The sequence below is a fragment of the Acinetobacter sp. GRABPA_MV_2 genome, assembly GCF_056725885.1.
This window is the reverse complement of record NZ_JBWZNA010000002.1, coordinates 158,850-181,646: the sequence shown is the minus strand read 5'-3', so window position 1 is coordinate 181,646 and position 22,797 is coordinate 158,850. Positions and strand designations below refer to the sequence as shown.

Here is a 22,797-nt window from a genome sequence, read left to right as displayed (position 1 = left end):
TAATATGCCTACCTAAAATCAGTAGATTGTGATTGGTATGTTATATTCACTTGCTCGCCCAATGTTGTTTAGTTTAGCACCAGAGCGTGCCCATGAATTAACATTATCTATGCTTGATAAAGCACATAAGTTCGGCCTACTACGTCAGAGCGTAGAAGCTAAACCAACAACTTGTATGGGAATTGAATTTCCAAATCCGGTAGGGTTGGCGGCTGGTCTTGATAAAAATGGTGCACACATCGATGCTTTAGCTGGGTTAGGGTTCGGTTTTATTGAAATTGGAACAATTACACCGCGTCCTCAATCGGGTAATCCGCAGCCACGCTTATTCCGAATTCCAGAAGCTCAAGCCATTATTAACCGTATGGGGTTTAATAATGATGGTGTTGATAAGCTGATTGAAAATGTCAAAGCTTCAAAGTTTAAAGGAATTTTAGGCATCAATATTGGTAAGAATGCTGATACGCCTGTAGAAAAAGCTGTTGATGACTACTTGATTTGCCTTGAGAAAGTGTATAACTACGCTTCTTATATTACCGTTAATATTTCATCTCCAAATACTAAGAACTTAAGAAGTTTACAAAGTGGCGATGCATTAACTGAATTGTTGCAAACCTTAAAAGAAAGACAACTTGAGCTAGCTGAACAAAATAACCACTATGTTCCTTTGGTTTTAAAAGTTGCACCTGATTTAACAGCTGAAGATGTTGAGTTTATTGCAGCTCAATTAGTGCAGTTTAAAATTGATGGCTTGATCGTTACTAATACGACCTTATCAAGAGAAGGTGTAGAAAATCTACCTAATGGTAATGAGTCGGGTGGTTTATCTGGTGCACCTGTTTTTGAAAAAAGTACAGAATGCTTACGTTTGTTTGCTCAAACATTGAAAGGACAAATCCCATTAATTGGTGTGGGCGGAATTTTGTCGGGTGAACAAGCAGCAGTCAAACAGCAAGCTGGAGCAACATTAGTTCAAATCTATAGCGGGCTGATTTATACCGGTCCTGTTCTAGTGAAACAATGTGTTGCAGCCATGACTTAAGTGAATATGAACACAATTGATATCATTATTCTGATACTTTTGCTCATTGGGGGGCTAAACGGTTTGCGACAAGGATTTATTAAAGCCTTTGCGAACTTGGTAGGATGGGTCATTGCATTAATTATGGGTGCAAAATATGCTGTCCTTCTTGCGCCGTCTATGTCGGGTTTAAGTCATGATCCAGTTGTTCAAAAAATTGCAGCTTTTGCATTTATAGCACTTTTGATCATTGTTTTAACATGGATCGTCTCTGCATTTTTAAATGGCCTCTTGAAAAGTCTGAAATTGGGGCCATTAAATCGTTTAGCAGGTGGTGCTTTTGGTTCTTTAAAGGGTTTGCTGGTAGTGCTGATTACAATGCAGGGCGTAGGGCCTTGGGTTGAAAGCTCACCACACTGGAAGCAGTCCAAATTTATACAGTTTTTATTGCCTTATGCACCTCTAGCTACAGAGTTGTCTAAAGATGCAGCAAGTGAGGCATTTCATCAAATAACATCTGGAGGCAGTGCCTCAGGCGCTCCTTCAAAACCAATGGACGAATCGGAGGACTTAGAAAACCGATCCGACCATTCGACAAAGAATCCTTTTTATTAATTCCTAGCTTGTCTGCGAGGTTGCTATGTGTGGAGTTGTTGGTATAGCCGGTAAATCGCCAGTGAACCAAATGTTGTTTGATGCTTTAACGATGTTGCAACATCGTGGGCAAGATGCAGCTGGAATAGTAACCTGCCATGAAGGCCGTCTTTTCCTTCGTAAGGATAACGGTATGGTGCGTGATGTCTTTCATACTCGTCATATGAGAGCATTACTTGGTAATTATGGTATTGGCCATGTACGTTACCCAACTGCTGGTTCTGCGAGCAGTGCTGAAGCACAACCATTTTATGTAAACTCACCTTACGGTATTACACTTGCACATAATGGTAATTTGACCAATGCAGAAGAAATTCATGATGACCTGTTTAAAACAGATTTACGTCATATGAATACTGATTCTGACTCAGAAGTTCTTTTAAACGTGTTCGCGCATGAATTACAGAAGAAAGGCACTTTAAATCCTACAGCTGACGATATTTTTCACACGGTTTCTCGTGTGCATGAGCGTTGTCAGGGGGCGTATGGTGTCGTGGCGATGATCACTGGTCATGGTTTGGTAGGTTTCCGTGATCCAAATGGTATACGTCCACTCATTTATGGGTCACGAGTGACTGAACAGGGTGAGATGGAATACATCATTGCTTCTGAATCGGTTGCTATTACTGCTCTTGGTTTTAAAATTGAGCGTGATATTGAACCAGGTGAAGCAATTTTCATCGATGCAAATGGTCAGTTATTCTCTAAACAGTGTGCTGCTAATCCTAAATACCGCCCATGTATTTTTGAGTATGTTTATTTTGCTCGTCCTGATGCCATTATTGATGGAATTTCGGTTTACAAAGCACGTTTAAAAATGGGTGAAAAACTTGCTCATAAAATTTTACGTGACTGGGGTGAGGACCATGATATTGATGTGGTTATCCCAATTCCTGATACGAGCCGTACTTCAGCTTTAGAACTTGCAAATATTCTAGGTGTGAAGTTCCGTGAAGGTTTTATGAAAAACCGTTATATCGGTCGTACCTTTATTATGCCGGGTCAACAGCAACGTAAAAAATCTGTACGTCAGAAATTAAACCCAGTTGAGTTAGAATTCAAAGGTAAGAACGTTCTATTGGTGGATGACTCTATTGTACGTGGTACAACGTGTAATGAGATTATTCAGATGGCACGTGATTCTGGTGCAAAAAAAGTATACTTTGCGTCGGCAGCACCAAAAGTGATGTATCCAAACGTTTATGGTATTGATATGCCTGCTAAAGCTGAGCTTATTGCTTCAGAACGCAGTGTGGAAGAGATCCAAGAAATTATTGGTGCTGATCGTTTGATTTTCCAAGAATTGGAAGACTTGAAAAATGCTGTACGTACCAGCAAAGTGCCTGACTTAACTGAGTTTGATTGCTCAGTATTTGATGGAATCTATGTAACAGGTGATATTGATGGTAACTATCTAAATAATTTGGAGCAGAAGCGTAATGACTCTGCTAAGAAGAAAAAAGATGGTTATATTGACGTTAATGTCGATGCTGCTTCTGTAGATTTAACAGGCATCAAAGAAGAATAGAAATAGCCGAAAAAAGCGGGTATTTCCCGCTTTTTTCTTTTATGATGAAACCTAACAATGTAATTGGGAATATTTACATTGAAAGAAGTAAGCCACTATCTAATCGAAAATAAAAATATGGCATGGTCCATCACTATGTGTTTGGTTGCTGTGTTGCTTACTATTTTTATCTTAAATTTAATTTTAGGTTTACTCGTACATTTTTTTGATTATAGCCAACCAATTTGGTGGCACACTTTAAGTCCTTACTTCATTGCGCTATTACTTTTTATTATGGTTTGGTCGGTAGTGACCGAACTTTATATTCTGCGTAAAGGTGGGCACTCTTTAGCAAAACAACTTAAAGCACGTCGTTTGGTGAAAGAGGAAAGTACTCCCGAAGAACTTGCGGCATTAAAAATTACAGAACACTTAGCGCAAACTTTTTCACTTAAAGTTCCAACCGTATATGTACTACCTGATGAAGTTGGTGTAAATGCACTTACGGCAGGTTTTCATCCCAAAGATATCGTAATTATTCTGACATGGGGTGCTTTACAGAATCTGGATAAGCTTGAGTTATATGGTTTATTGGGCCATGAGTTTAATCAGATTTTATCGGGTGAGGCTGTTGAGAATACAAAATTAAAGATTTTATATAGTGGTTTAACAACTTTTAGTCAGTGGGGTAGTAAATTAGCCAAACAAGGTTTTAAGCGCTATAGCCCGGGCTATAAACATAAATTTGAAACAGTTTTTGTTGCGGTGGGTGGAGTCATTTGGTTGGCTGGAAGCCTCGGTGTACTGATTACTCGTTTTATCAAATATTTGACTTTGAGTGGGCGTACCTTTCGTAATGACCAAAAAACAGTACGACTATTAAAAAATAATGCAAATACCCAAACCTTGTTGCGTATTTATGTTCACCACTCTGGTTCGCAAATTCACAGTGCTTATTCTGAGTCGATCGCACATATGTGTTTTGCTAACTCACTGAGCCCCCAAAGCTGGATGAATATTCACCCGAGTATTCGTGAACGTATTTATGAGTTAAATCCCACTTTGCTACAAGATTTACAATTAGAAAATTTAAAGAAACTTCGTAACCGTCCGTTGTTTAGCTTATTTCATTTCTTGGAAGAATCTGAGAAAGAAATTTATATTCCGTGGTCATCTCCACAGCCTCTACCTTTATTAAGGCTTTCACCAATTAGTTTTGCATTAAATGATGCGATTAAGCCCCTGAGTAGTGATGTACGTCGAAATAAAAAGCGTCCAGAATTAATTCAACGAGCACTACAAACTGCGACTGGTTCGCGTGAAGTGATGGTCGCTATTTTGATGATTCGCCAATATCGGGAATTCATTCCAAAAGATGCACCTGTGAGTCATGCCATTATTGATGCATTATTGAATTTGGATGGGCGTATCCATATTCAGATATTTCATGATGCTTGTAAAAATATTGGGCATATACCTGCAAGTATTGCGCGGCAATTTCTTACTAAGCTAGCACTTATTATCCAAGAAGATGGTGAAATTGGGTTGTTAGATGCACTTTTACTGGAGCGGGTTAAACATGAGTTGAACTTAATGCCGTTACATTTACCGACTGCATTTGAAGAAGTGAAACCTCAAATTGTTCGTTTAATTGATGCTTTACTTCATGTTCAACAAATTAATAGCCCTAATCAGTTGGAAGTACGTGAGCGCATTTTACGTTCGTTACTCAATCCAGATGAAATGTATATCTATGATGAAATTTCAGATGAGCCATTAGATCTTGCTGAAATTTTAAATGATATTGCTGGTTTATTATTACGTGACCGTCTAAGTATTCTAGCTATTGCAGAGATGTGCTTGTGGAGCGACCGTATTATTACGCAAGATGAACTCGATGTGCTTGAATTGCTTTATTGGCGTTTTGGCTTTGAGACAGAAGAAATTGTGGATCAAATGCAAAAGAGAAATAGTGTGATGATTATTTAAAAGACATATACGATTATAAAAACATCTGAATGAAATAAAACACTGAAAAAAAAACTGAAGCCCGTTAGAATGTAGATAGAGTAGAGGTATTGATTTACAGATGATTGGGCAGCAAAGAAATATATTGGCAACTTTGGGAATTGATGTATGGATTCCTAAGACACAGGTGTGCCAAAAAAATAATGCTCAAAGCCTCTGGCGAGATCAAGCTGCTCCAGAAGGTGAGCCAATTATATTGCCTTCTAAGAGCAATCCAGTTGTTGAGCAGCCGACCAAACCACAAGTCAACGAAATTCCAAAAGCTGAACCTGAAATTGCGGTACCACTTCCAGTAGAAGTTCCGCCTGTTGTAGTACCTCGTGCTGAAGTACAAGCTCCAGTGGTTGCGATTGCATCATTTGAGTTGCAAGCTTTTGCGCTTGAAAAATGCGTTATTTTTTTAGATGTTACTAATTTAAGTGAAGAAGAAAAGCAGCTTTGGAATAACATCCAAAAAGCAAAAATAGGGCAATATGCTGAACTAAAATGGCCGTTCCCTTTAGCTAACTATCAAGACCAACGTGGTGCAGGTTCATATATTCAAGGATTTTTAGATGCTGTCGCAGCAGACAAGAAAATCTTGTGCCTTGGTGAATGTTCTTATATTCAACATGCCAATATTATTCATTTGGCGAATTTAAAAGAGATGTTGGAGAAACCACTCCTTAAAAAAAGGTTATGGCAATTAATGCAAGATAACAACGAGTAGTAGGGATTTACATGAAAAAAGTTGTAGTTTTTAGCCAAATTGATGAAGAAATTTTGTCTCGATTACAACAGGATTATCATGTTGTGGTTCTTAATCCAAAACTGGGTGATATTAATGAGCAAATACGCCAACAAGTTGTCGATGCTGATGGAATGATTGGTGCTGGTCGACTTCTTAATGAAAGTAATCTTGCACCTGCTCAAAAACTCAAAATTATTTCATCTGTAACAGTTGGCTATGACAATTATGATGTGGCTTATCTAAACCAAAGAAAAATCTGGTTATCAAATACACCTCATGTTTTAACTGAAACAACGGCTGATCTTGCTTTTACATTATTACTAAGCGCTGCTAGAAAAGTTCCTTTTCTTGATCATTGGACTAAACAAGGTGAATGGAAAAGAACTGTTGGGCCTCAACAGTTTGGTTTAGATGTTTTTGGAAAGACGCTAGGAATTATTGGGCTTGGTAATATTGGTGCTGCAATTGCACGCCGTGGTTTTTATGGATTTAACATGAATATTGTTTACCATAACCGCCGTGAAAAGCCTGAATTGGCAGAGCCTTTAAAAGCACAATATCTTGGTTTAGATGAGTTATTGCAACAGTCTGATTTTGTAGTAACCGCAGTTGATTTAAATAATGAATCGAAAGCCTTGATGGGTAAAGCTCAATTTGAGCTTATGCAAAAGCACGCTATTTTTATAAATATTGCGCGTGGTTCAGTGGTTGACGAGCATGCATTGATTGAGGCCTTACAAAGCGGTGAAATCTTTGGAGCTGGTTTAGATGTATACGAAAAAGAACCTTTACAAGATTCGGAGCTTTTTAAACTGCCAAATGTTGTTACTTTGCCTCACGTAGGATCTGCGACTGCAGAGACCCGTAAAAAAATGGCAAATCTTGCTTATAAAAATCTAGTTGAAGCTTTAGAGGATAAAATTCCTAGATATTTGGTAAACCCAAACTTTGCATAAATGATTAATAACACTTCATTGCAAAACTAAGCGATCTCGAGTGATATATTAAAAGTCTATTGATTGAACATAATTTTTTATGTTTTATATCAGTAGACTTTTTTTGATGGTTTAATTTTACTAGAGAAAAACTTTTGAGATTTTTGCCAATTATTTTAAGTACGGCTTTTATAACAAATGCTTCGTACGCACAGCCTTTCGATCCTCAGCCTTCTGCAAATCAAGTAGAAATTCCAAATATTGGAAGTGGGATTGGTTTGCTTGATCAACAAAAAGAAAAATTTATTGGCGAAAAAGTTTTTCGTGAAGTCCACAAACAAATGCCTGTTATTCAGGATGTTTGGTTAGAAGATCAATTTTTTCAGGTATTTTCGAGTATTTTAAGTGAAACTCAGCTTGGGCAGCCGATTGGTCTAGTCGTGATTAAAGACCCACAAATTAATGCTTTTGCTGTTCCGGGTGGCTTATTTGCACTCAATACAGGGCTTATTGCCTCAGCACGAAATATTGATGAAATTGCTGGTGTTATGGCGCATGAAATTGCGCATGTATCGCAAAGACATTTTAGTCGCTCTGAAGAAGCCTTTAAAGGTCAAACATTGCTAAGTCTAGCAGGACTTTTAGCGGGGGTGGCTATAGCTGCGCAGGGTGGTGGCGATGCGGGTGCAGCAGTGATGCTTGGTACCCAAGCTGCACTCATGGATAAGCAATTAACATATAGTCGAAATCAAGAGCGTGAAGCAGACCGTATTGGTATGCAATATATGTATGCGGCGGGTTATAACCCTCAAAGTATGGCTGATTACTTTGAAACAATGCATAGAGCTACAAGTCGAGTAAGTTTTTTACCGGATTTCTGGTTGACTCATCCCTTGACGACTGAGCGTATGAGTGAAGCTAGGCTCCGTGCAAACCAGCTGCCTAGAGTTAAAAATCGTATATATGATGCAGATTTTGAGATTTTAAAATGGTACACCATGGTGGTTGCTAATCAAGCAACTGAAAACCAACTACAAAGTTTAGCGTCCCAAAAAAATATTGCTGGTTTGATTGCTTTAGCAGCATTTTACACAAGACAAGGTGATTATGTACAAGCGCAGTCTACTCTAGATCAAGCGAAATCTAGTGGAAAGCCTCTTGTAACATTATTGCAGACAGATATTTATCTGGGTCAGAACAAATTAGATCAAGCTTATACTACAGTTGCTTCTATGCAGATGACGATGCCTGAAAATAAAGCTTTTAGTTATAAGTTGGCTGAGGTGCTGCTGCGCCAAGGTAAGTTTGCGCAAGTTCAAACCTTGGTTCAAAGATTTATTAATAAGAATCCAAGAGATATACAAGGTTGGCAATTTTTACAGCAAGCTGCGAATTTGGATAAGAATGGACCTTTAAGAGCAGTTAATGTTCTACGCTATCGGGCTGAAGCAGAATATTGGTCGGGTAGTGAGGAAAATGCAATTAAATCAATGTTGCATGCCCAGCGATTAGCAAAAGATAATCAAGCAATGTCGGCAAGAATAGACAGTCGTTTGAAACAAATGCAAGATGAGCGAAGAATGAAGATTTAAGAGCTATATCTTACTTAATTTGCGGATGCGCAAATATATACAAACTAAAGAAGCTTGATTGGAAGAAATATAAAATTTAAGAAAGAGGGGAATTAAGCTAACTTAGCTTTAATTTTTGCTGAAACTTGAGCAGGATCGGCACGCCCGGCTATGATCGGACGTAGAGAATTCATCACCTTACCCATATCTTTCATGCTAGTTGCTTCTTGAGCAGCAATCGTTTGCTCAATGATAGAATCAAGCTCTTCCTCAGTCATAGCTTCTGGTAGAAACTGAGAGATAATCTCAGCTTCGGCTTGTTCTTTACTAGCTAAATCATTACGACCAGCACCTTCAAAGGCTTTGATCGATTCTTTACGTTGTTTAATTTGCTTTTCAATGACCGCAAGAACCTGAGCGTCGTCAAGCTCTTTGCGCTCATCGACTTCGATTTGCTTAATTGCCGCTTGTAGACTACGCAAAACCGTCACTGTTGCCATATCTTTGGCACGCATAGAAGTTTTTAATGCATCAGTAATTTGGTTTTTTAAAGTAGTCATAATTCAGCAGTCAATCACAAATTAATTAGTAAAGGCGAGTAGTACGTACAGATTCGCGAGCCAATTTCTTTTGGTAGCGTTTAACTGCTGCAGCTTTTTTGCGCTTACGTTCTTGAGTTGGTTTTTCGTAGAATTCGCGTTTACGAACGTCAGCTAAAACACCAGCTTTTTCGCATGAACGTTTGAAACGACGGATAGCTACGTCAACTGGTTCGCCTTCTTTCAACTTAACTTGTGGCATGTAAAATCCTCTAGATTATGGATAAGATCAGGCACACCATTGCGCCAGATCACAAGTGAAGGTCAGTATTTTACTCATTTACAACTCATATCACAAGTCTATAATAGCGATTGCAATATTTTGACTCATATAAAAGGCAGTTTTGATGATTGTTTTAGGCTTGGAAACTTCTTGTGATGAAACAGGGTTGGCACTTTATGATAGCGAACTCGGCGTACGGGGACAGGTTCTTTATAGCCAGATTAAACTTCATGCCGAATATGGTGGAGTAGTACCTGAACTTGCTTCTCGTGACCATGTTCGTAAATTAATTCCTTTAATGAATCAATTGCTTGAACAAAGTGGTGTAACAAAACAAGAGATTGATGCGGTTGCTTATACGCGTGGTCCTGGCTTAATGGGAGCATTAATGACAGGTGCACTGTTTGGCAGAACTTTAGCTTTTTCTTTAAATAAACCTGCAATTGGTGTTCACCATATGGAAGGTCATATGTTGGCCCCATTACTTTCAAGTCAACCACCTGAATTTCCGTTTGTAGCATTGTTAGTTTCAGGTGGACATACACAATTGATGGCAGCCCACGCTATTGGTCAATATGAACTATTGGGTGAGTCTATTGATGATGCTGCGGGCGAAGCTTTTGATAAAGTTGCAAAAATGATGAGCTTGCCATATCCGGGTGGGCCAAATATCGCAAAACTTGCATTATCTGGTGATTCATTAGCTTTCGAGTTTCCAAGACCTATGCTTCATCAAGGTCTAGATTTTTCTTTTAGTGGTTTAAAAACAGCTGTGTCTGTTCAATTGAAAAAATTGAATGGCGAAAACCGTGACGCTGACATCGCTGCTTCATTCCAAGAGGCAATTGTAGATACCTTGGTAAAAAAATCAGTAAAAGCTTTAAAGCAAACCGGACTTAAGCGTTTAGTGATTGCAGGTGGAGTTAGCGCAAATTTAAGACTACGCGAGCAATTAGAAACTTCTTTGGCGAAAATTAAAGCGCAAGTTTATTATGCCGAACCTGCTTTATGTACTGATAATGGGGCAATGATTGCATTTGCTGGTTATCAACGTTTAAAAGCAGGTCAGCATGATGGTTTAGCTGTAACGACCACGCCGCGCTGGCCGATGACTGAACTTACTATTCCTGAGTAAGATTATTCATCTTCAAAGGCTTGTTGATTTTCGATATCAATATATTCGATGTAACCACGGCCTTGAACTTCATTGCCAAAACAATGACCTGTAAATATATAGCTACTCGCATAACCTCGCCCATGACCATAACGGAATGGGCAGTCAATTTCTGCCTGAATGTTTAAGATAATTTGCTTTGCATCATTTAGAGCGATCCAAGAAAAATATTTTGGAAGTCGCATTTTTTGCCCAGTAGGTGAAACGAAGTCATCAACTTGATGCGAAATAATATCAAAGCTTACATCTGTATAAATTTCAGCTGGCTGGTCCAGATGTCTAATATGCAGGGTATATGCAGCTGTTTGTCCTGCAATATCGGCTTTGGTAAGAAGAAGTTGGGTGGTTTCATTTAAATTGATAATTTGATATGTAAAAAAATCAAGTGGCAGTTTATATGCCTCAGGAATAATTTTATTTGTAATGGAGTGAGGACCCGCTGCTCGTGCATATTCGTAAGTGCAAAGTCCTTGGCTTTCAATGCGTTCTGCTTGATAGTTTAAAAAACCTTTAAACGTTGCCAATAAACTAAAATGATCATAGATTGGTGTTTTTATAAACCACGAAACATGTGAAGTAATATCGATATCAAAGTCGAAATCAAATCCATCATAATGTCCATTAATGTGAATTTGAGGGAACTTCCCTTGAATTGAAATTTCCTGACCTAGTTCTATTAAGCTCCCATCTTTATTAATCTTTGTATCTTCGGGAATGATATAGGCCTTCAGTAAAGCTTGTTCCAGAGCAGCTGTGCTTGAAAAGAATGTAGCTGTTTTCCTAGGATTTCCAGTGATGATGTCATCATGGTCAAATGCAAGTGCACCTGGTGTACCGATTAAAATCATAATATTTAAGTAACGATGCGGCTCTGGTAAAAGCGGGAAAAAGATACCGTAATGTGTCCAGCTATAATATTTTTCGTCAACTCGTGGACGGATGCTATGAGCTTGAGTAAAAGGAAGAGTCGAATATTTTTTTGCTTGGTCTAAAACGCCTTGTGCAAGTAATAAACTTTTACCAAGCGCTTTACTGGCTGTAGAAATTTTTGGCAATTGCTTTTTCATATATAAACCTAAAGAAGGGCTATCTTTGTTTTAGGTTATGAAAAACAACTGCCAAAGCTAAGCGGTTTATAGGCCAAAGCTAAGGCTTTGCGGGACATTTTATTTAATTGTTAGACAAATCTTTTAATGCGTTTAAACCAATCCAATGCTTAGAAAACTGATAAGCCGCTCGACCAGAGCGCTGACCACGCATCTGACACCAACGTAAACTTTCAGCACGAACTTCATCATTGAAAGGCATGTTTGCTTTATCAAGATAATGCTCAACGATTTCTAAATATAGGTTTTGATCCATTGGATAAAAAGATAGCCATAGACCAAAACGATCCGACAAAGAGATCTTTTCTTCTATCGCTTCTTGTGGATGTAGTTCAGTATATTGGGGAACATCGACCTTAGTTACAGGTGTATTTTCATGCATGAATTCTGGTAACAGGTGGCGACGGTTACTGGTTGCATAAATAATAAAATTACTTGAACCTGACTGTAATGAACCATCTAATACACTTTTTAGACTACGGTAATTTTCATCTTCGGCATTAAAAGCCAAGTCATCACAATAGACGATATATTTTTCAGGTCGATTTTGAATGAGTTTTTGAATTTTAGGTAAGTCTGATAAATCATCACGTTCAATTTCAATTAAACGTAATCCCTGAGGAGCATACTCAGTGAGTAAAGCACGAACAATAGATGATTTTCCTGTACCACGTGAGCCGGTTAACAGCACATCATTTGCTGGTAGGCCATTTAAAAATTGCAAAGTATTTTGAATAATTTTTTCTTTTTGACGCTCGATGCCTTTTAAGTCATCAAGATAAATATTTTTTGGCGTATAGATGGCATTAAGTTGCTGATTTTCCCATCTAAAAGCAGGTGCAGTAAAATCTGTTTCTTGTCTAGGCTCAGGCAAGACTTGCTGTAACTGATTTAATACAAGTGATAATGTTTGAACTAAATTGTCCGGTAAATCAATGGTAGCCATGGTAAGTCAATCATGTTAAACAGTGTTTGATAGGATACTAACACCGAAATTAACAGGCTGACAAAAAACTTATTGCCTATACACTTTATCGGTTTTGCAATTGATTGAAATGTTCAGACCGAGCATAGTGTTGTGATGTCTATTCAGTAAAATCATCTGTGAAGATGAGGACGAAATATGTTTGAAAAAATACGAAGTGATATGAATCCACATCAGGCTTACCGTATCAAAAAATTACAACGTCAATTAGACATGGCTGAATCTTATGAAGAATGGAAGTCTTTTGCATTAAAACTAGATGAAGAAACAGGTGTGCAAGAGTGGAAATTTGATAATAGTTCACCTTACTTCGATGCCGAGCTCATTTCCTATCGATACACTTTGCTCAAAAGATATCGTCAGCAACATCGGACATTAGACCTCATTTATTTACTTAAAGAAGGTCTAACCTACGATATTGCAAATATTGGTCATCCAATGCTTTTTGCCGCAACACATGTCGGTACAAAAAAGTTAATTGAAGACTATATTGAAGAAGTTAGCCAAAGCTTGGCTTACATTGCTTCAAGTGAATGCATTACGTTTCAAAGAAAAGAAAAAATAGAGTTTTTTGAAAACTGTGAAAAGGCGTATGGACAACCTGCACTTATGTTTTCGGGCGGGGCGACTTTAGGACTTTTTCATACGGGAGTATGTAAGGCTTTAATTGAACAAGACTTAATGCCTAAAGTGCTCTCTGGCTCAAGTGCAGGGGCAATTATGACAGGTATGCTTGGAACCTCTGCCAGTGAAGATATCCAAAACTTATTAAATGGTGAGCAATTTTTTAGTGATGCTTTTCATTTTAGGAAATTCCGTGAACTCATTAAAGGCAATGGTGGAATTGCCGATGTTCAGTATTTGAAAAAATTCCTCATTGAGAACTTAGGTGATCTTACTTTTGAAGAGGCTTTCAAAAAATCTGGTTTAAACATTAATGTGGCAGTAGCGCCGTATGATGCAACAGAAAATCCAAGAATTATGAATGCCATTATGACACCGAATGTTTTGGTTTGGAGTGCTGTATTGGCTTCATGTGCCGTGCCAATTTTATTCCCGCCGGTACGTTTAACCAGTAAACGTTATGACGGTGAACATACACCTTATATGGCAAATACAAAGTGGGTGGATGGAAGTGTACGAAGCGATTTCCCGCAAGAAAGAATGGCGCGGCTTTATAATTTAAACTATACGATTGCGAGTCAGGTTAACCCACATATTGTTCCATTTATGCAAAATGATGCGGATCGCTTCCGTAAAGACGTTTTAAGTTGGCCTGAAAGAATTTTAAGACGCCAAGGTAAAGTGCTTTCAATGGGCATTATGGACTTTACGCGTCAACGACTTGGTTCTATATCTCCAGTTAGAAGATTGTTAGATCATGGCTATGGCGTAATGGGACAGCGTTATTATGGTGATGTGAATATCATTGCTAAATATAGCCTAAGTCACTATACCTATACTTTGCAAAACCCGCGTCCGCATCTGTTTAAGCGTCTGCAAAGAGAAGGGGAACGTGCAACTTGGCCAAAGATTTCTTCAATTGAGACCCATGCTCGTATTGGTAAGACGATTCAGCATTGTTTAGAAGTTTTGCGTTTTGAAGAAAAGAAACAACAGCCTGAGTCTTATTATGCTGAAGCATGATTTTGCTTCGCATATAGAAAATTTAACATGTGTAACAAAGCCAACAAGTGCAGCGTTAGGGCGGTGTTTATGGACATGTACCATAGATGCCAAGAATTACTGGTTAAAATATCACTTGCCTGAAACCCATGCTCAAAGTGAGCAAGATTTCATGCATGAGCAATTATTTTACGAAGAAATTCACTTTAAAAAACCTGCATGGCTTTTATCCTACAAATTCATTGAGGCCAGTTTAATTCCTCAGCTAGACCATTCTTTGGGTAAGGTTTTAATTTTACCTGATACTGACCTGTGGTTTGGTTCATTCACTCATGAAAGTAATTTAACTAATGTATATCTTAAGATTTGGTTGGCGATAAATAAGCTTGCAGAGCTTCACGAACTTGGCTGGATTCATGGTGACGTTAAGGCAGAACATTTTAGAAAGTTTCAGCAAAAGCCTTATTTAATTGATTTTGAGAAAACGAGACGCATCTTAAGTTGCGATACAGTCATGGATGCAACACCTCGTTATATGGCTCCTGAGTTATTTCAAGGAGGGTGTAAGGGAATACAAAGCGATTTATATGCATTTGGAATCGTTATATATGAATGGTTAACACAAACTCGCTTAAAAGCGGGCAGTTATCGTGATTGGGCAGTCTTGCACTGTCAAAAATTAAACATTCAATTACCCACGCAGTTTTTGATTTTTTATCCCTTACTTGCAGGTTTATTACAAAAACAACAGCAAAATCGGTTTTCAAATGCTGATGAAGCAATAAATTGCTTAAAACAGATTCAAATTGATAAAAATCATTGATCTAGTATCTGTATACAATTTACACGGTTAGTTTTTTTTAGAAAAAAAACACTTGTCACTGTCAGATCTTATCGCTAATATACACAGCCATCGGGGGCGTGGCGAAATTGGTAGACGCACTGGATTTAGGTTCCAGCGCCGCAAGGTGTAAGAGTTCGAGTCTCTTCGCCCCCACCACTTTAAGTTAATAACTTAAAGTTTGATGTAGATGTTAAGTTATCTAGATCTTGGAAGAGGATTGGTGTAATGGTAGCATGACGGTCTCCAAAACCGTTCGTCAAGGTTCGAGTCCTTGATCCTCTGCCACATTTATTTTAAATAAATGTCCCAGATGGGGGCGTGGCGAAATTGGTAGACGCACTGGATTTAGGTTCCAGCGCCGCAAGGTGTAAGAGTTCGAGTCTCTTCGCCCCCACCATTGAAAAAAGCAAGACGATGATCTTGCTTTTTTTATGATTAAATCGTGAGTGTTTAATCATGAATATAGAGGATTGGTGTAATGGTAGCATGACGGTCTCCAAAACCGTTCGTCAAGGTTCGAGTCCTTGATCCTCTGCCATCAAATAAAATAAGGCTCCTATTCGGGAGTTTTTTATTATCTATATTTTTAAAAATAACTTTTCATTCGTGCTCAAGCAATTTTCTAAATAGACATTTTTATAGCTGTTGCTTTCCAATGCTTTTATCACATCATAGATTGTTTTTTAATAAAGCAATGTACTGAATTTCTTAATCTTTTTTTAAGCTATTGTTTTATATTTATTTAACTTAAGTTTTGGAAATTATTTATATAAAAGCCTTGAATACAATTTTATTTCATGTATGATGCTGTTAACTAGAAAAAAGACTTGTTAGTAAATCTTCTTTTAAGTATCGTAGTTTTAGTCATAATCCTTCGTTTTTTAAGATATTAAGCTCAATTTGTTATTCTTTTTTCAAAGTTATGATAGGGTCATTATTTAATGATTCTAAAATATTAGAAATCAGTAGGATATATCATGTCTAATACAGTAAGTGGTACAGTAAAGTGGTTTAACGAAACTAAAGGTTTCGGTTTCATTCAACAAGACAACGGTCCAGATGTGTTTGCTCACTTCAAAGAAATCACAGGTTCTGGTTTCAAAACTTTGCATGAAGGTCAACGCGTAACATTTACCGTTACTCAAGGGCAAAAAGGCCCAAATGCTGTAAATATTATTCCACAATAATATAACAGCAAGTAAAAAAAGCACTTTTTAGTGCTTTTTTTTATTTTAGCTTTTAAAGAAATTTATTGTTCTTTTAGAGCATAAAAAGCCCTCAATAGGAGGGCTTTTTATTTTCTTGTGAATATAAATCATTAGTTATTAAGCTCTTATAGTTAATAATCGAACGTATTTTTAAAATAAACTTTAGAATATGTGTGAAATATAAATTATTAGTAATAGAGATATGGTAGATTAAAAAATCTTTAAATAAAGAAATTTTATATTTCACGGAATTGCTAATGAACGTTCGCCTGTGTTATGCCAGTCAACGGAACGAAAAAAATGAAGACTTGTTGCAAGATTTACGTGATATTTTGACAGAAGCACGAGATTTCAATGATTTGAATCAGATCTGTGGGGTGCTCTATTATGCCGATAATGCTTTCTTTCAATGCTTGGAAGGTGAACGAGAAGTGGTTGAAAGATTATTTGAAAAAATTACAAATGATGAAAGACACCACAATGTTAAATGGTTGTGTACATATTCCATTGAACAAAACTCGTTTCAACGATGGTCAATGAAATATGTACAACGTAATACAAATATCGAATCTTTCTTTCTAAAAATGGGAGAAAGTACTTTTAATCCTATTCGTCTTGATGAGCAAAATTTAAAAGCTTTCATCAATGAATTAGTTATTGCCGAACAAACTAAAATTAACACAGTTAAGAAAGTGGGTATGGTGAATCGTGGGGTGAAACCGTTTTAGCTATTTGGCTATCACGCCAATATGGATGGTCTTGAGTTTAGGTAATATTTTAGTCATGACTAAATATACAATAACTGAACTTGCGAGCATCCATATCACTTCTAAGCTTTGACTAATGACAAACATAGCCCAATAAAAAAAGCTAAATAGGGCGAGACAGAGTCCACTACCTTTAAAATACCAAGTAATAAATATCCCAAACAGTGCAGAAGAGAGAAGAAGATTAATCGTCTCGTTCATTCCTATGTAATTAAAGAAAATAATCAGTAAGCATAAAGCTAACATTGATAGTAAATATACAAATATATTTTTTGCAATAAACATTTTCTATACCCTATCTGATGATTAAAAAAGTATCTTTCCTCTGTTTCCAGAGGAAAGATAGTACATATTAATTTTTGAGATTCTTTTTCTATTATTAAGAATTTTTATATTAATAAAGATGACTTTATCATTTTCTCCAGATCTCTTTATTAATATTCAGCTTTCTATTTAATAGTAAAGAGTGCTTATATGTACTGAAATTAATTATAAGAAAAACAATCATTTGGGTTGTAAGCTTTGGCTTACATAATTGTGAGAGATTACCTACATTTGTATAAATAGTGATCAAATTTTACAAAATTAAATTTATAAAAAAATTGTTTAACAATAACTTAAGTAACTATATTATTTAAATAAGCTTTACATAAATAACAAAAAGTAACATCAACTTTAAGAGGTACTTTTCTTAAAATTTATAAATATTAATAAGAGAAAATTGATCTATTTAAAAAATTTTAACATTTGATAAAATATTGTTTTATTAAGTTGTATTTCTAATAAATAAAATTTATGTGTTGAAGGATTTTAATGTGATTAATAGTGAGGAAATTATATTTATATTTTTGAGTTATCTAGTAATGAGCTGCTTTTGAATTATGAGAAAAAACTACTGTAATATAAATGAAACTAGAATATCAGACTTATAAAATTTGAATTATGGCCAGCATATAACTGGCTACACTGGCTTTACTGCTTTTGAATTAATTATTCTGAACGAGTAGCTAACCAAGTACTCACTTCGGGCCAGACCGTAGTGGGTGCTTGACTACCAGAAACTACGCCCATATGACCACCGGGTACCACCTTAAATGTTTTGTCTTGGCTACTAATTAAATCCATGAGTGGTTTAACAGCATCAGCTGTGACAATAATATCTGTGTTACCACCAACAGCTAACACAGAGCATTTAATGTCTTTTAGATAGGCGGTAAGTTCACCAAATTTAACTACACCTTTAGATAATTCATTATCAATCCAGAAACGGAGAATAATGTCGCGCATGACACCGCCCGGATAGGCCAGCATATTATCGATAAATGAACTTGAGGTTGCATGATCGACAATAAACTCTCGGTTATCTAGATTTTTAAAAAGTTCCCAATATGTTTTCAAATTTCCAATCGGATCCGTTAATTTAAAGCCAAGCGTGTTTTGCCAGCCATGAATATGAAATGCTTCACTTGGTACATGATGGCGAATACGAAACGGCGTATGTTTACGAACCCATTCGGCAGGTTTGGTAAGACTACCGTAAAGTTTCCCCATATAACCTGCTTTGTGTGTGTCGATAGGGGACGCGAGAATAATTAGATTTTTAATATCTTTATCTTTAAACAATGCGGTATAGCAAAGCGAAAGTGCGCCCCCTAAACTCCAACCATGCAAAGAAAGCTGTTGCTGACCGCTGTGTAGGCGAACTTGCTTTAACATCTCTGGCATGAAAACTTTAATATAAGTACCAAAGTTGTATTTTGCTTGGTGTCGGGTTGGTATGCCCCAGTCAATTAAGTAAACATCAAACCCTTGGGCTAAAAAGAAACGTACAAAACTACGAGTAGGGAACAAATCGTAAATGAGCATGTTCACTGCTAGTGGTGGAACAATAACTAAAGGTACGCGGTGTTTAGGAGTAGAGGTATCAGTCTCATTTTTATAATGGCGTAAGGTAATGATTTCATGCTTATGAATCACATCAAAAGGTGTTTTTCCTGACAAAGCTATTTGAGGGCCTCTGAAAAAGAGATCTGATGCATTGATCAGCATGTGAGGTATTTTTTGACCAGCACGTGTCTGAAGAGATTTTGTAATAGATTGTAGCTGTGGAACGTTCTGACGAACTTTAAGCAATAAACTCATTGAATATAAAACCTATAAAGATGTTGCCCAGAACAGTAAAGAGCTGGTCTTTGAAGGATATTAAAGTGAATGATAGAGAAGTTCAGTGACCCAAAAGACAGGATTTTGGTTTAAATATATCAAGCTAGACTTCAATTCTTTATTCGTTCATGAAAAGCAAAAAGAGAAGATAAAAAGTTGAATTGCTTATTTCTTTATGAATATATGAAGCAAATTAGATAATTTAGCTGTAGTTAATAATAGGAAGAAACGATTGCTAGGGTAATTTTGTAAAGTTTGTTTGTGTTTTTTTTACATATTAAAAAATAAAATATAATTATTTTACAATCCATTAGGAATGTAATCGGAAAGTAGTATATATGGAATTTGTTTTTAATGGTTTTTATACACTAATTTCGGCGGTTATCGTCTTATTATTGGGCCGCTTTCTTGTCAATCGTATTGATTTTTTAAAACGTTATAATATCCCTGAACCTGTAGCGGGTGGTCTGGTTGCTGCTGTGATTTCGTTACTTGTCCACACATTGTGGGGCTACAGTATTGTTTTTAGTAGCGAATTACAAACCAGTTTTATGCTCGTGTTCTTTGCTTCAATTGGTTTAAGTGCCAATTTTATGAAGCTTAAAGAAGGTGGTAGTGCTTTAGTTATCTTCTTAATTTGTGTAGCCTCATTTATTGTTGTGCAGAATGCTGTAGGCATGAGTCTTGCGACATTATTAGGTCTTGACCCACTTATTGGTTTGATTGCTGGTTCAATTACCTTAACAGGTGGTCATGGTACAGCTGGCGCATGGGGTGAAATTTTAGAAACCCAGCATGGTATTCAGGGTGCTTTAGCATTAGGTATGGCAAGTGCGACCTTTGGCTTGATTATTGGTGGTGTGATTGGTGGGCCTTTAGCGAAATTACTCATTAATCGTTACAGTCTTGCTCAACCAAAAACCAATGCTGAAATCCAAAATCGTGACACACATCTTGAACAAAATTCAGATGATCTTGCTCCGTTTGAAAATCCGCATCAAGTTCGTTTAATTACTGCCGATAATGCAATTACTACACTGGGTATGTTTGCAGCATGTTTAGCGTTTGCTGAATTTATGACTGGCTTTAGTAAGGGAACATGGTTTGAGTTACCAACTTTCGTTTGGGCACTCGGTGGCGGTGTAATCTTAAGAAACATTTTAGAAAGCGTATTGAAAATTGATATTTTCGACCGTGCGATTGATGTATTTGGTAACGCGTCTTTGTCGCTTTATTTAGCAATGGCATTGCTTTCATTAAAGCTTTGGCAACTTGCTGACTTAGCTGGTCCGCTTGTGGTGATTTTAGGTGCCCAAACACTGACTATGGCTTTATATGCAGCATTTGTGACTTTCAGAGTAATGGGTAGAAATTACGATGCGGCAGTATTGGCAGCAGGTCATTGTGGTTTCGGTATGGGGGCAACACCAACAGCCGTGGCAAATATGCAGGCGATTACCAATATGTATGGTCCATCACATAAGGCTTTCTTAATCGTTCCGCTTTGTGGCGCATTCTTTGTCGACTTAATTAATGCGACAGTCATTCAGCTCATGTTGAAATTTATTGCCTAATATAAAAAAAGCCCGTTAGGGCTTTTTTTATGGGTGTTTGTCCATGAATCTTTGATTCTTATTTATAGACCCAATTTTTATTTTCGGATCATTTAAACCATTTTATTTTTAGGATGCTTTTTCTCAAAACTAATAATCGCCCTTAAACCTCGTTTCACATAGAATAAATGCAGATAAATAAAATGAGAAATGTATGAGCTCAGAAGCACATTCAATTAGCTTGGTTGCCCCCGTGGTTTTATTGGCGGCTGCTGTCATTGCGGTTCCTATTTTTAAACGTATTGGTTTAGGTTCAGTATTAGGTTATTTAATTGCGGGTCTAATTATTGGCCCATTCGGTTTTGCTTTTTTTCAAGATTCCACCGCAATTTTGCATATTGCCGAGTTGGGAATCGTGATGTACCTCTTTGTGATTGGTTTGGAAATGCAGCCGTCACATTTGTGGAGTCTTAGACGCGAGATTTTTGGCCTTGGTACATTGCAGATCATCATTTGTGCGTTGGCTTTAACTGGTGTCGGGCTTTTATTTGGTTTTACGTGGCAAGTTGCTTTTATTGGTGCTGCAGGGTTTGTATTAACCTCGACTGCAATTGTGATGCAGCTCTTGGGTGATCGGGGTGATCTGACTCAACCCCGAGGACAAAAAATTGTAGCCATCTTACTTTTTGAAGATTTACTCATTGTGCCATTGTTGGCTATTGTTGCTTTTATGGCACCGAATCATGTGGTCGAAAGCACATCGGTACGTCTAGAAAATATAGGGATTGGTTTGCTCGCAATTGCAGGGCTTATTGCGGCAGGGTATTGGTTACTAAACCCATTATTTAGACTGTTGGCTGCTGCCAAGGCCCGAGAGGTCATGACTGCCGCGGCTTTACTGGTTGTGTTGGGTGCGGCGTTACTCATGCAAGTCAGTGGTTTGACTATGGCGATGGGCGCTTTCTTGGCGGGTGTGCTTTTATCTGAATCGACCTTTAGACATCAAATTGAAGCGGATATTGAACCGTTCCGAGGAATATTACTGGGCCTCTTTTTCCTTGGGGTCGGCATGTCATTGGATTTATCGGTAGTTGCTCAAAACTGGCAACTGATTGTGAGTGGCGTAATTGCCCTAATGTTTGCCAAAGCGCTCATGATTTATATGGTCGCTCGAGTAACGAAAAGCTCTCATACTGAAGCATTGGATCGCGCTTTACTTATGGCTCAAGGTGGAGAGTTTGCCTTTGTACTATTCTCGGCTGCGCTAAGTGCACAAGTTATTGATAGTATCGTTAAATCTAACTTAACCGCTATTGTTGTGCTTTCAATGGTATTGACCCCAATTGTCGGTATTATTTTCAAACGTTTTACTCAAGCAAAAACAAAGGTTTCATTAGAAAATATCAATATTGCCGACGGGCTAAGTGGTAGCGTTTTAATGATCGGTTTTGGGCGCTTTGGACAGGTTACTAGTCAATTGTTGTTAGCAAGAGGTGTCGATGTCACCATTATTGATAATAATACCGACATGATTCGAAACGCCGAAAAGTTTGGTTTTAAAATTTATTATGGCGATGGTTGCCGTCTAGATATTCTGCATGCATCTGGCGCCGCAACAGCACAAGCGATTGTGGTGTGTGTAGATAGCAAGGAAACGACCAATAGAATTGTAGAACTCGTGACCCATGAATTTCCTTTGGCAAAATTATTAGTCCGTTCATATGACCGTGAGCATTCACTGCATTTAGTTAAACAAAAAGTGGACTTTATGATTCGTGAAACGTTTGAATCTGCAATTAAGTTTGGCGGCGTGATTTTGCAAGAACTTGGTGTGGATGAAGATGAGGTAGAAAGAATTACCGAGGAAATTCGAGATTTGGATAATGAGCGTTTTGAAACTGAAATCGCTGCAGATGACGTCAATGCGGGAGCAGGTATGCAATATACACATACTCATCATCCAAGACCTACAGCACCGTTGATTCGACCAAAACAAGAAGGGCGGATTTTAAATAAAGAAGATACTTCAGAGAGTGAGGGTGTGGATTAGTCATAAAGCTCAGTAATAGTTTTTTAGAAAAGCTTTTACTGAGCATTTTTATT

General features: G+C 37.4%; 20 protein-coding genes and 4 tRNA genes. 18 read left to right on the top strand and 6 right to left on the bottom strand.

Annotated features, from left to right (window positions below; all coding sequences use genetic code 11):
• Nucleotides 1–37: 37 nt before the first annotated feature.
• From ACXM0J_RS02660 to ACXM0J_RS02630, 7 genes are all read left to right on the top strand, one after another.
• Nucleotides 38–1,042, top strand: a complete 1,005-nt coding sequence (locus ACXM0J_RS02660) for a quinone-dependent dihydroorotate dehydrogenase (RefSeq protein ID WP_086265864.1) — start codon at nucleotides 38–40, stop codon at nucleotides 1,040–1,042.
• Between the two features lie 6 nt (nucleotides 1,043–1,048).
• Nucleotides 1,049–1,636, top strand: coding sequence for a CvpA family protein (locus tag ACXM0J_RS02655; protein WP_044100971.1), 588 nt, complete (start codon nucleotides 1,049–1,051; stop codon nucleotides 1,634–1,636).
• A gap of 25 nt (nucleotides 1,637–1,661) precedes the next feature.
• A complete protein-coding gene (gene purF, locus ACXM0J_RS02650; RefSeq protein ID WP_044100970.1) occupies nucleotides 1,662–3,203 on the top strand; it encodes an amidophosphoribosyltransferase in 1,542 nt (513 codons plus the stop codon).
• A 78-nt stretch (nucleotides 3,204–3,281) separates the two neighbouring features.
• The gene (locus tag ACXM0J_RS02645) at nucleotides 3,282–5,171 is read left to right on the top strand and encodes a M48 family metalloprotease (protein WP_078221132.1); all 1,890 of its coding nucleotides are present in this window, start codon (nucleotides 3,282–3,284) and stop codon (nucleotides 5,169–5,171) included.
• 100 nt (nucleotides 5,172–5,271) lie between these two features.
• A complete protein-coding gene (locus ACXM0J_RS02640) occupies nucleotides 5,272–5,919 on the top strand; it encodes a hypothetical protein (RefSeq protein ID WP_086265865.1) in 648 nt (215 codons plus the stop codon).
• An 11-nt stretch (nucleotides 5,920–5,930) separates the two neighbouring features.
• Entirely contained in the window at nucleotides 5,931–6,896 is a 966-nt protein-coding gene (locus ACXM0J_RS02635; RefSeq protein ID WP_086265866.1) for a 2-hydroxyacid dehydrogenase, read from the top strand.
• 143 nt (nucleotides 6,897–7,039) lie between these two features.
• The gene (locus ACXM0J_RS02630; protein WP_086265867.1) at nucleotides 7,040–8,467 is read left to right on the top strand and encodes a M48 family metalloprotease; all 1,428 of its coding nucleotides are present in this window, start codon (nucleotides 7,040–7,042) and stop codon (nucleotides 8,465–8,467) included.
• A gap of 92 nt (nucleotides 8,468–8,559) precedes the next feature.
• On the opposite strand, the gene ACXM0J_RS02625 is transcribed toward ACXM0J_RS02630, so the two are convergent.
• Together ACXM0J_RS02625 and rpsU are read right to left on the bottom strand one after the other, a co-directional pair.
• The gene (locus ACXM0J_RS02625) at nucleotides 8,560–9,006 is read right to left on the bottom strand and encodes a GatB/YqeY domain-containing protein (RefSeq protein WP_002115302.1); all 447 of its coding nucleotides are present in this window, start codon (nucleotides 9,004–9,006) and stop codon (nucleotides 8,560–8,562) included.
• 25 nt (nucleotides 9,007–9,031) lie between these two features.
• A complete protein-coding gene (rpsU, locus tag ACXM0J_RS02620; protein ID WP_001136722.1) occupies nucleotides 9,032–9,247 on the bottom strand; it encodes a 30S ribosomal protein S21 in 216 nt (71 codons plus the stop codon).
• A gap of 145 nt (nucleotides 9,248–9,392) precedes the next feature.
• On the opposite strand from rpsU, the gene tsaD reads away from it, so the two are divergent.
• Entirely contained in the window at nucleotides 9,393–10,403 is a 1,011-nt protein-coding gene (gene tsaD, locus ACXM0J_RS02615; protein WP_086265868.1) for a tRNA (adenosine(37)-N6)-threonylcarbamoyltransferase complex transferase subunit TsaD, read from the top strand.
• A 2-nt stretch (nucleotides 10,404–10,405) separates the two neighbouring features.
• On the opposite strand, the gene ACXM0J_RS02610 is transcribed toward tsaD, so the two are convergent.
• Complete coding sequence (locus tag ACXM0J_RS02610; protein ID WP_139841484.1) at nucleotides 10,406–11,509, bottom strand: DUF6670 family protein; 1,104 nt, start codon at nucleotides 11,507–11,509, stop codon at nucleotides 10,406–10,408.
• Between the two features lie 103 nt (nucleotides 11,510–11,612).
• Nucleotides 11,613–12,494 carry an ATP-binding protein gene (locus ACXM0J_RS02605; RefSeq protein WP_032052273.1) on the bottom strand — a complete coding sequence of 294 codons (882 nt, stop codon included), beginning with the start codon at nucleotides 12,492–12,494 and terminating at the stop codon, nucleotides 11,613–11,615.
• 177 nt (nucleotides 12,495–12,671) lie between these two features.
• Here ACXM0J_RS02605 and ACXM0J_RS02600 point away from each other — a divergent pair, with 177 nt between their 5' ends.
• From ACXM0J_RS02600 to ACXM0J_RS02565, 8 genes are all read left to right on the top strand, one after another.
• Nucleotides 12,672–14,180, top strand: coding sequence for a DUF3336 domain-containing protein (locus ACXM0J_RS02600; protein WP_005073515.1), 1,509 nt, complete (start codon nucleotides 12,672–12,674; stop codon nucleotides 14,178–14,180).
• Nucleotides 14,167–14,982 (top strand): protein kinase domain-containing protein, encoded by an 816-nt coding sequence (locus ACXM0J_RS02595; protein ID WP_213034449.1) that lies wholly within the window; start codon nucleotides 14,167–14,169, stop codon nucleotides 14,980–14,982. Before ACXM0J_RS02600 ends, ACXM0J_RS02595 begins: the two co-directional genes overlap by 14 nt.
• Before the next feature lie 92 nt (nucleotides 14,983–15,074).
• Nucleotides 15,075–15,159 (top strand) — tRNA-Leu (locus ACXM0J_RS02590).
• Nucleotides 15,160–15,214: 55 nt separating this feature from the next.
• Nucleotides 15,215–15,288: transfer RNA gene (locus ACXM0J_RS02585), tRNA-Trp, on the top strand.
• Between the two features lie 27 nt (nucleotides 15,289–15,315).
• Nucleotides 15,316–15,400 (top strand) — tRNA-Leu (locus ACXM0J_RS02580).
• A 67-nt stretch (nucleotides 15,401–15,467) separates the two neighbouring features.
• Nucleotides 15,468–15,541: transfer RNA gene (locus tag ACXM0J_RS02575), tRNA-Trp, on the top strand.
• Nucleotides 15,542–15,980: 439 nt separating this feature from the next.
• Nucleotides 15,981–16,190 (top strand): cold-shock protein, encoded by a 210-nt coding sequence (locus ACXM0J_RS02570; protein ID WP_086265869.1) that lies wholly within the window; start codon nucleotides 15,981–15,983, stop codon nucleotides 16,188–16,190.
• Between the two features lie 278 nt (nucleotides 16,191–16,468).
• Entirely contained in the window at nucleotides 16,469–16,939 is a 471-nt protein-coding gene (locus ACXM0J_RS02565) for an AnBLUF65 family BLUF photoreceptors (protein WP_005073517.1), read from the top strand.
• Here the strand turns inward: ACXM0J_RS02565 and ACXM0J_RS02560 are convergent, their stop codons facing one another.
• Nucleotides 16,940–17,263, bottom strand: a complete 324-nt coding sequence (locus ACXM0J_RS02560) for a hypothetical protein (protein ID WP_005073518.1) — start codon at nucleotides 17,261–17,263, stop codon at nucleotides 16,940–16,942. It lies immediately after the preceding gene.
• 705 nt (nucleotides 17,264–17,968) lie between these two features.
• Nucleotides 17,969–19,120 (bottom strand): alpha/beta fold hydrolase, encoded by a 1,152-nt coding sequence (locus ACXM0J_RS02555; RefSeq protein WP_086265870.1) that lies wholly within the window; start codon nucleotides 19,118–19,120, stop codon nucleotides 17,969–17,971.
• A gap of 359 nt (nucleotides 19,121–19,479) precedes the next feature.
• On the opposite strand from ACXM0J_RS02555, the gene gltS reads away from it, so the two are divergent.
• The gene (gene gltS, locus ACXM0J_RS02550; RefSeq protein ID WP_086265871.1) at nucleotides 19,480–20,715 is read left to right on the top strand and encodes a sodium/glutamate symporter; all 1,236 of its coding nucleotides are present in this window, start codon (nucleotides 19,480–19,482) and stop codon (nucleotides 20,713–20,715) included.
• Between the two features lie 193 nt (nucleotides 20,716–20,908).
• Complete coding sequence (locus ACXM0J_RS02545) at nucleotides 20,909–22,744, top strand: monovalent cation:proton antiporter-2 (CPA2) family protein (RefSeq protein WP_086265872.1); 1,836 nt, start codon at nucleotides 20,909–20,911, stop codon at nucleotides 22,742–22,744.
• Nucleotides 22,745–22,797 lie beyond the last annotated feature (53 nt).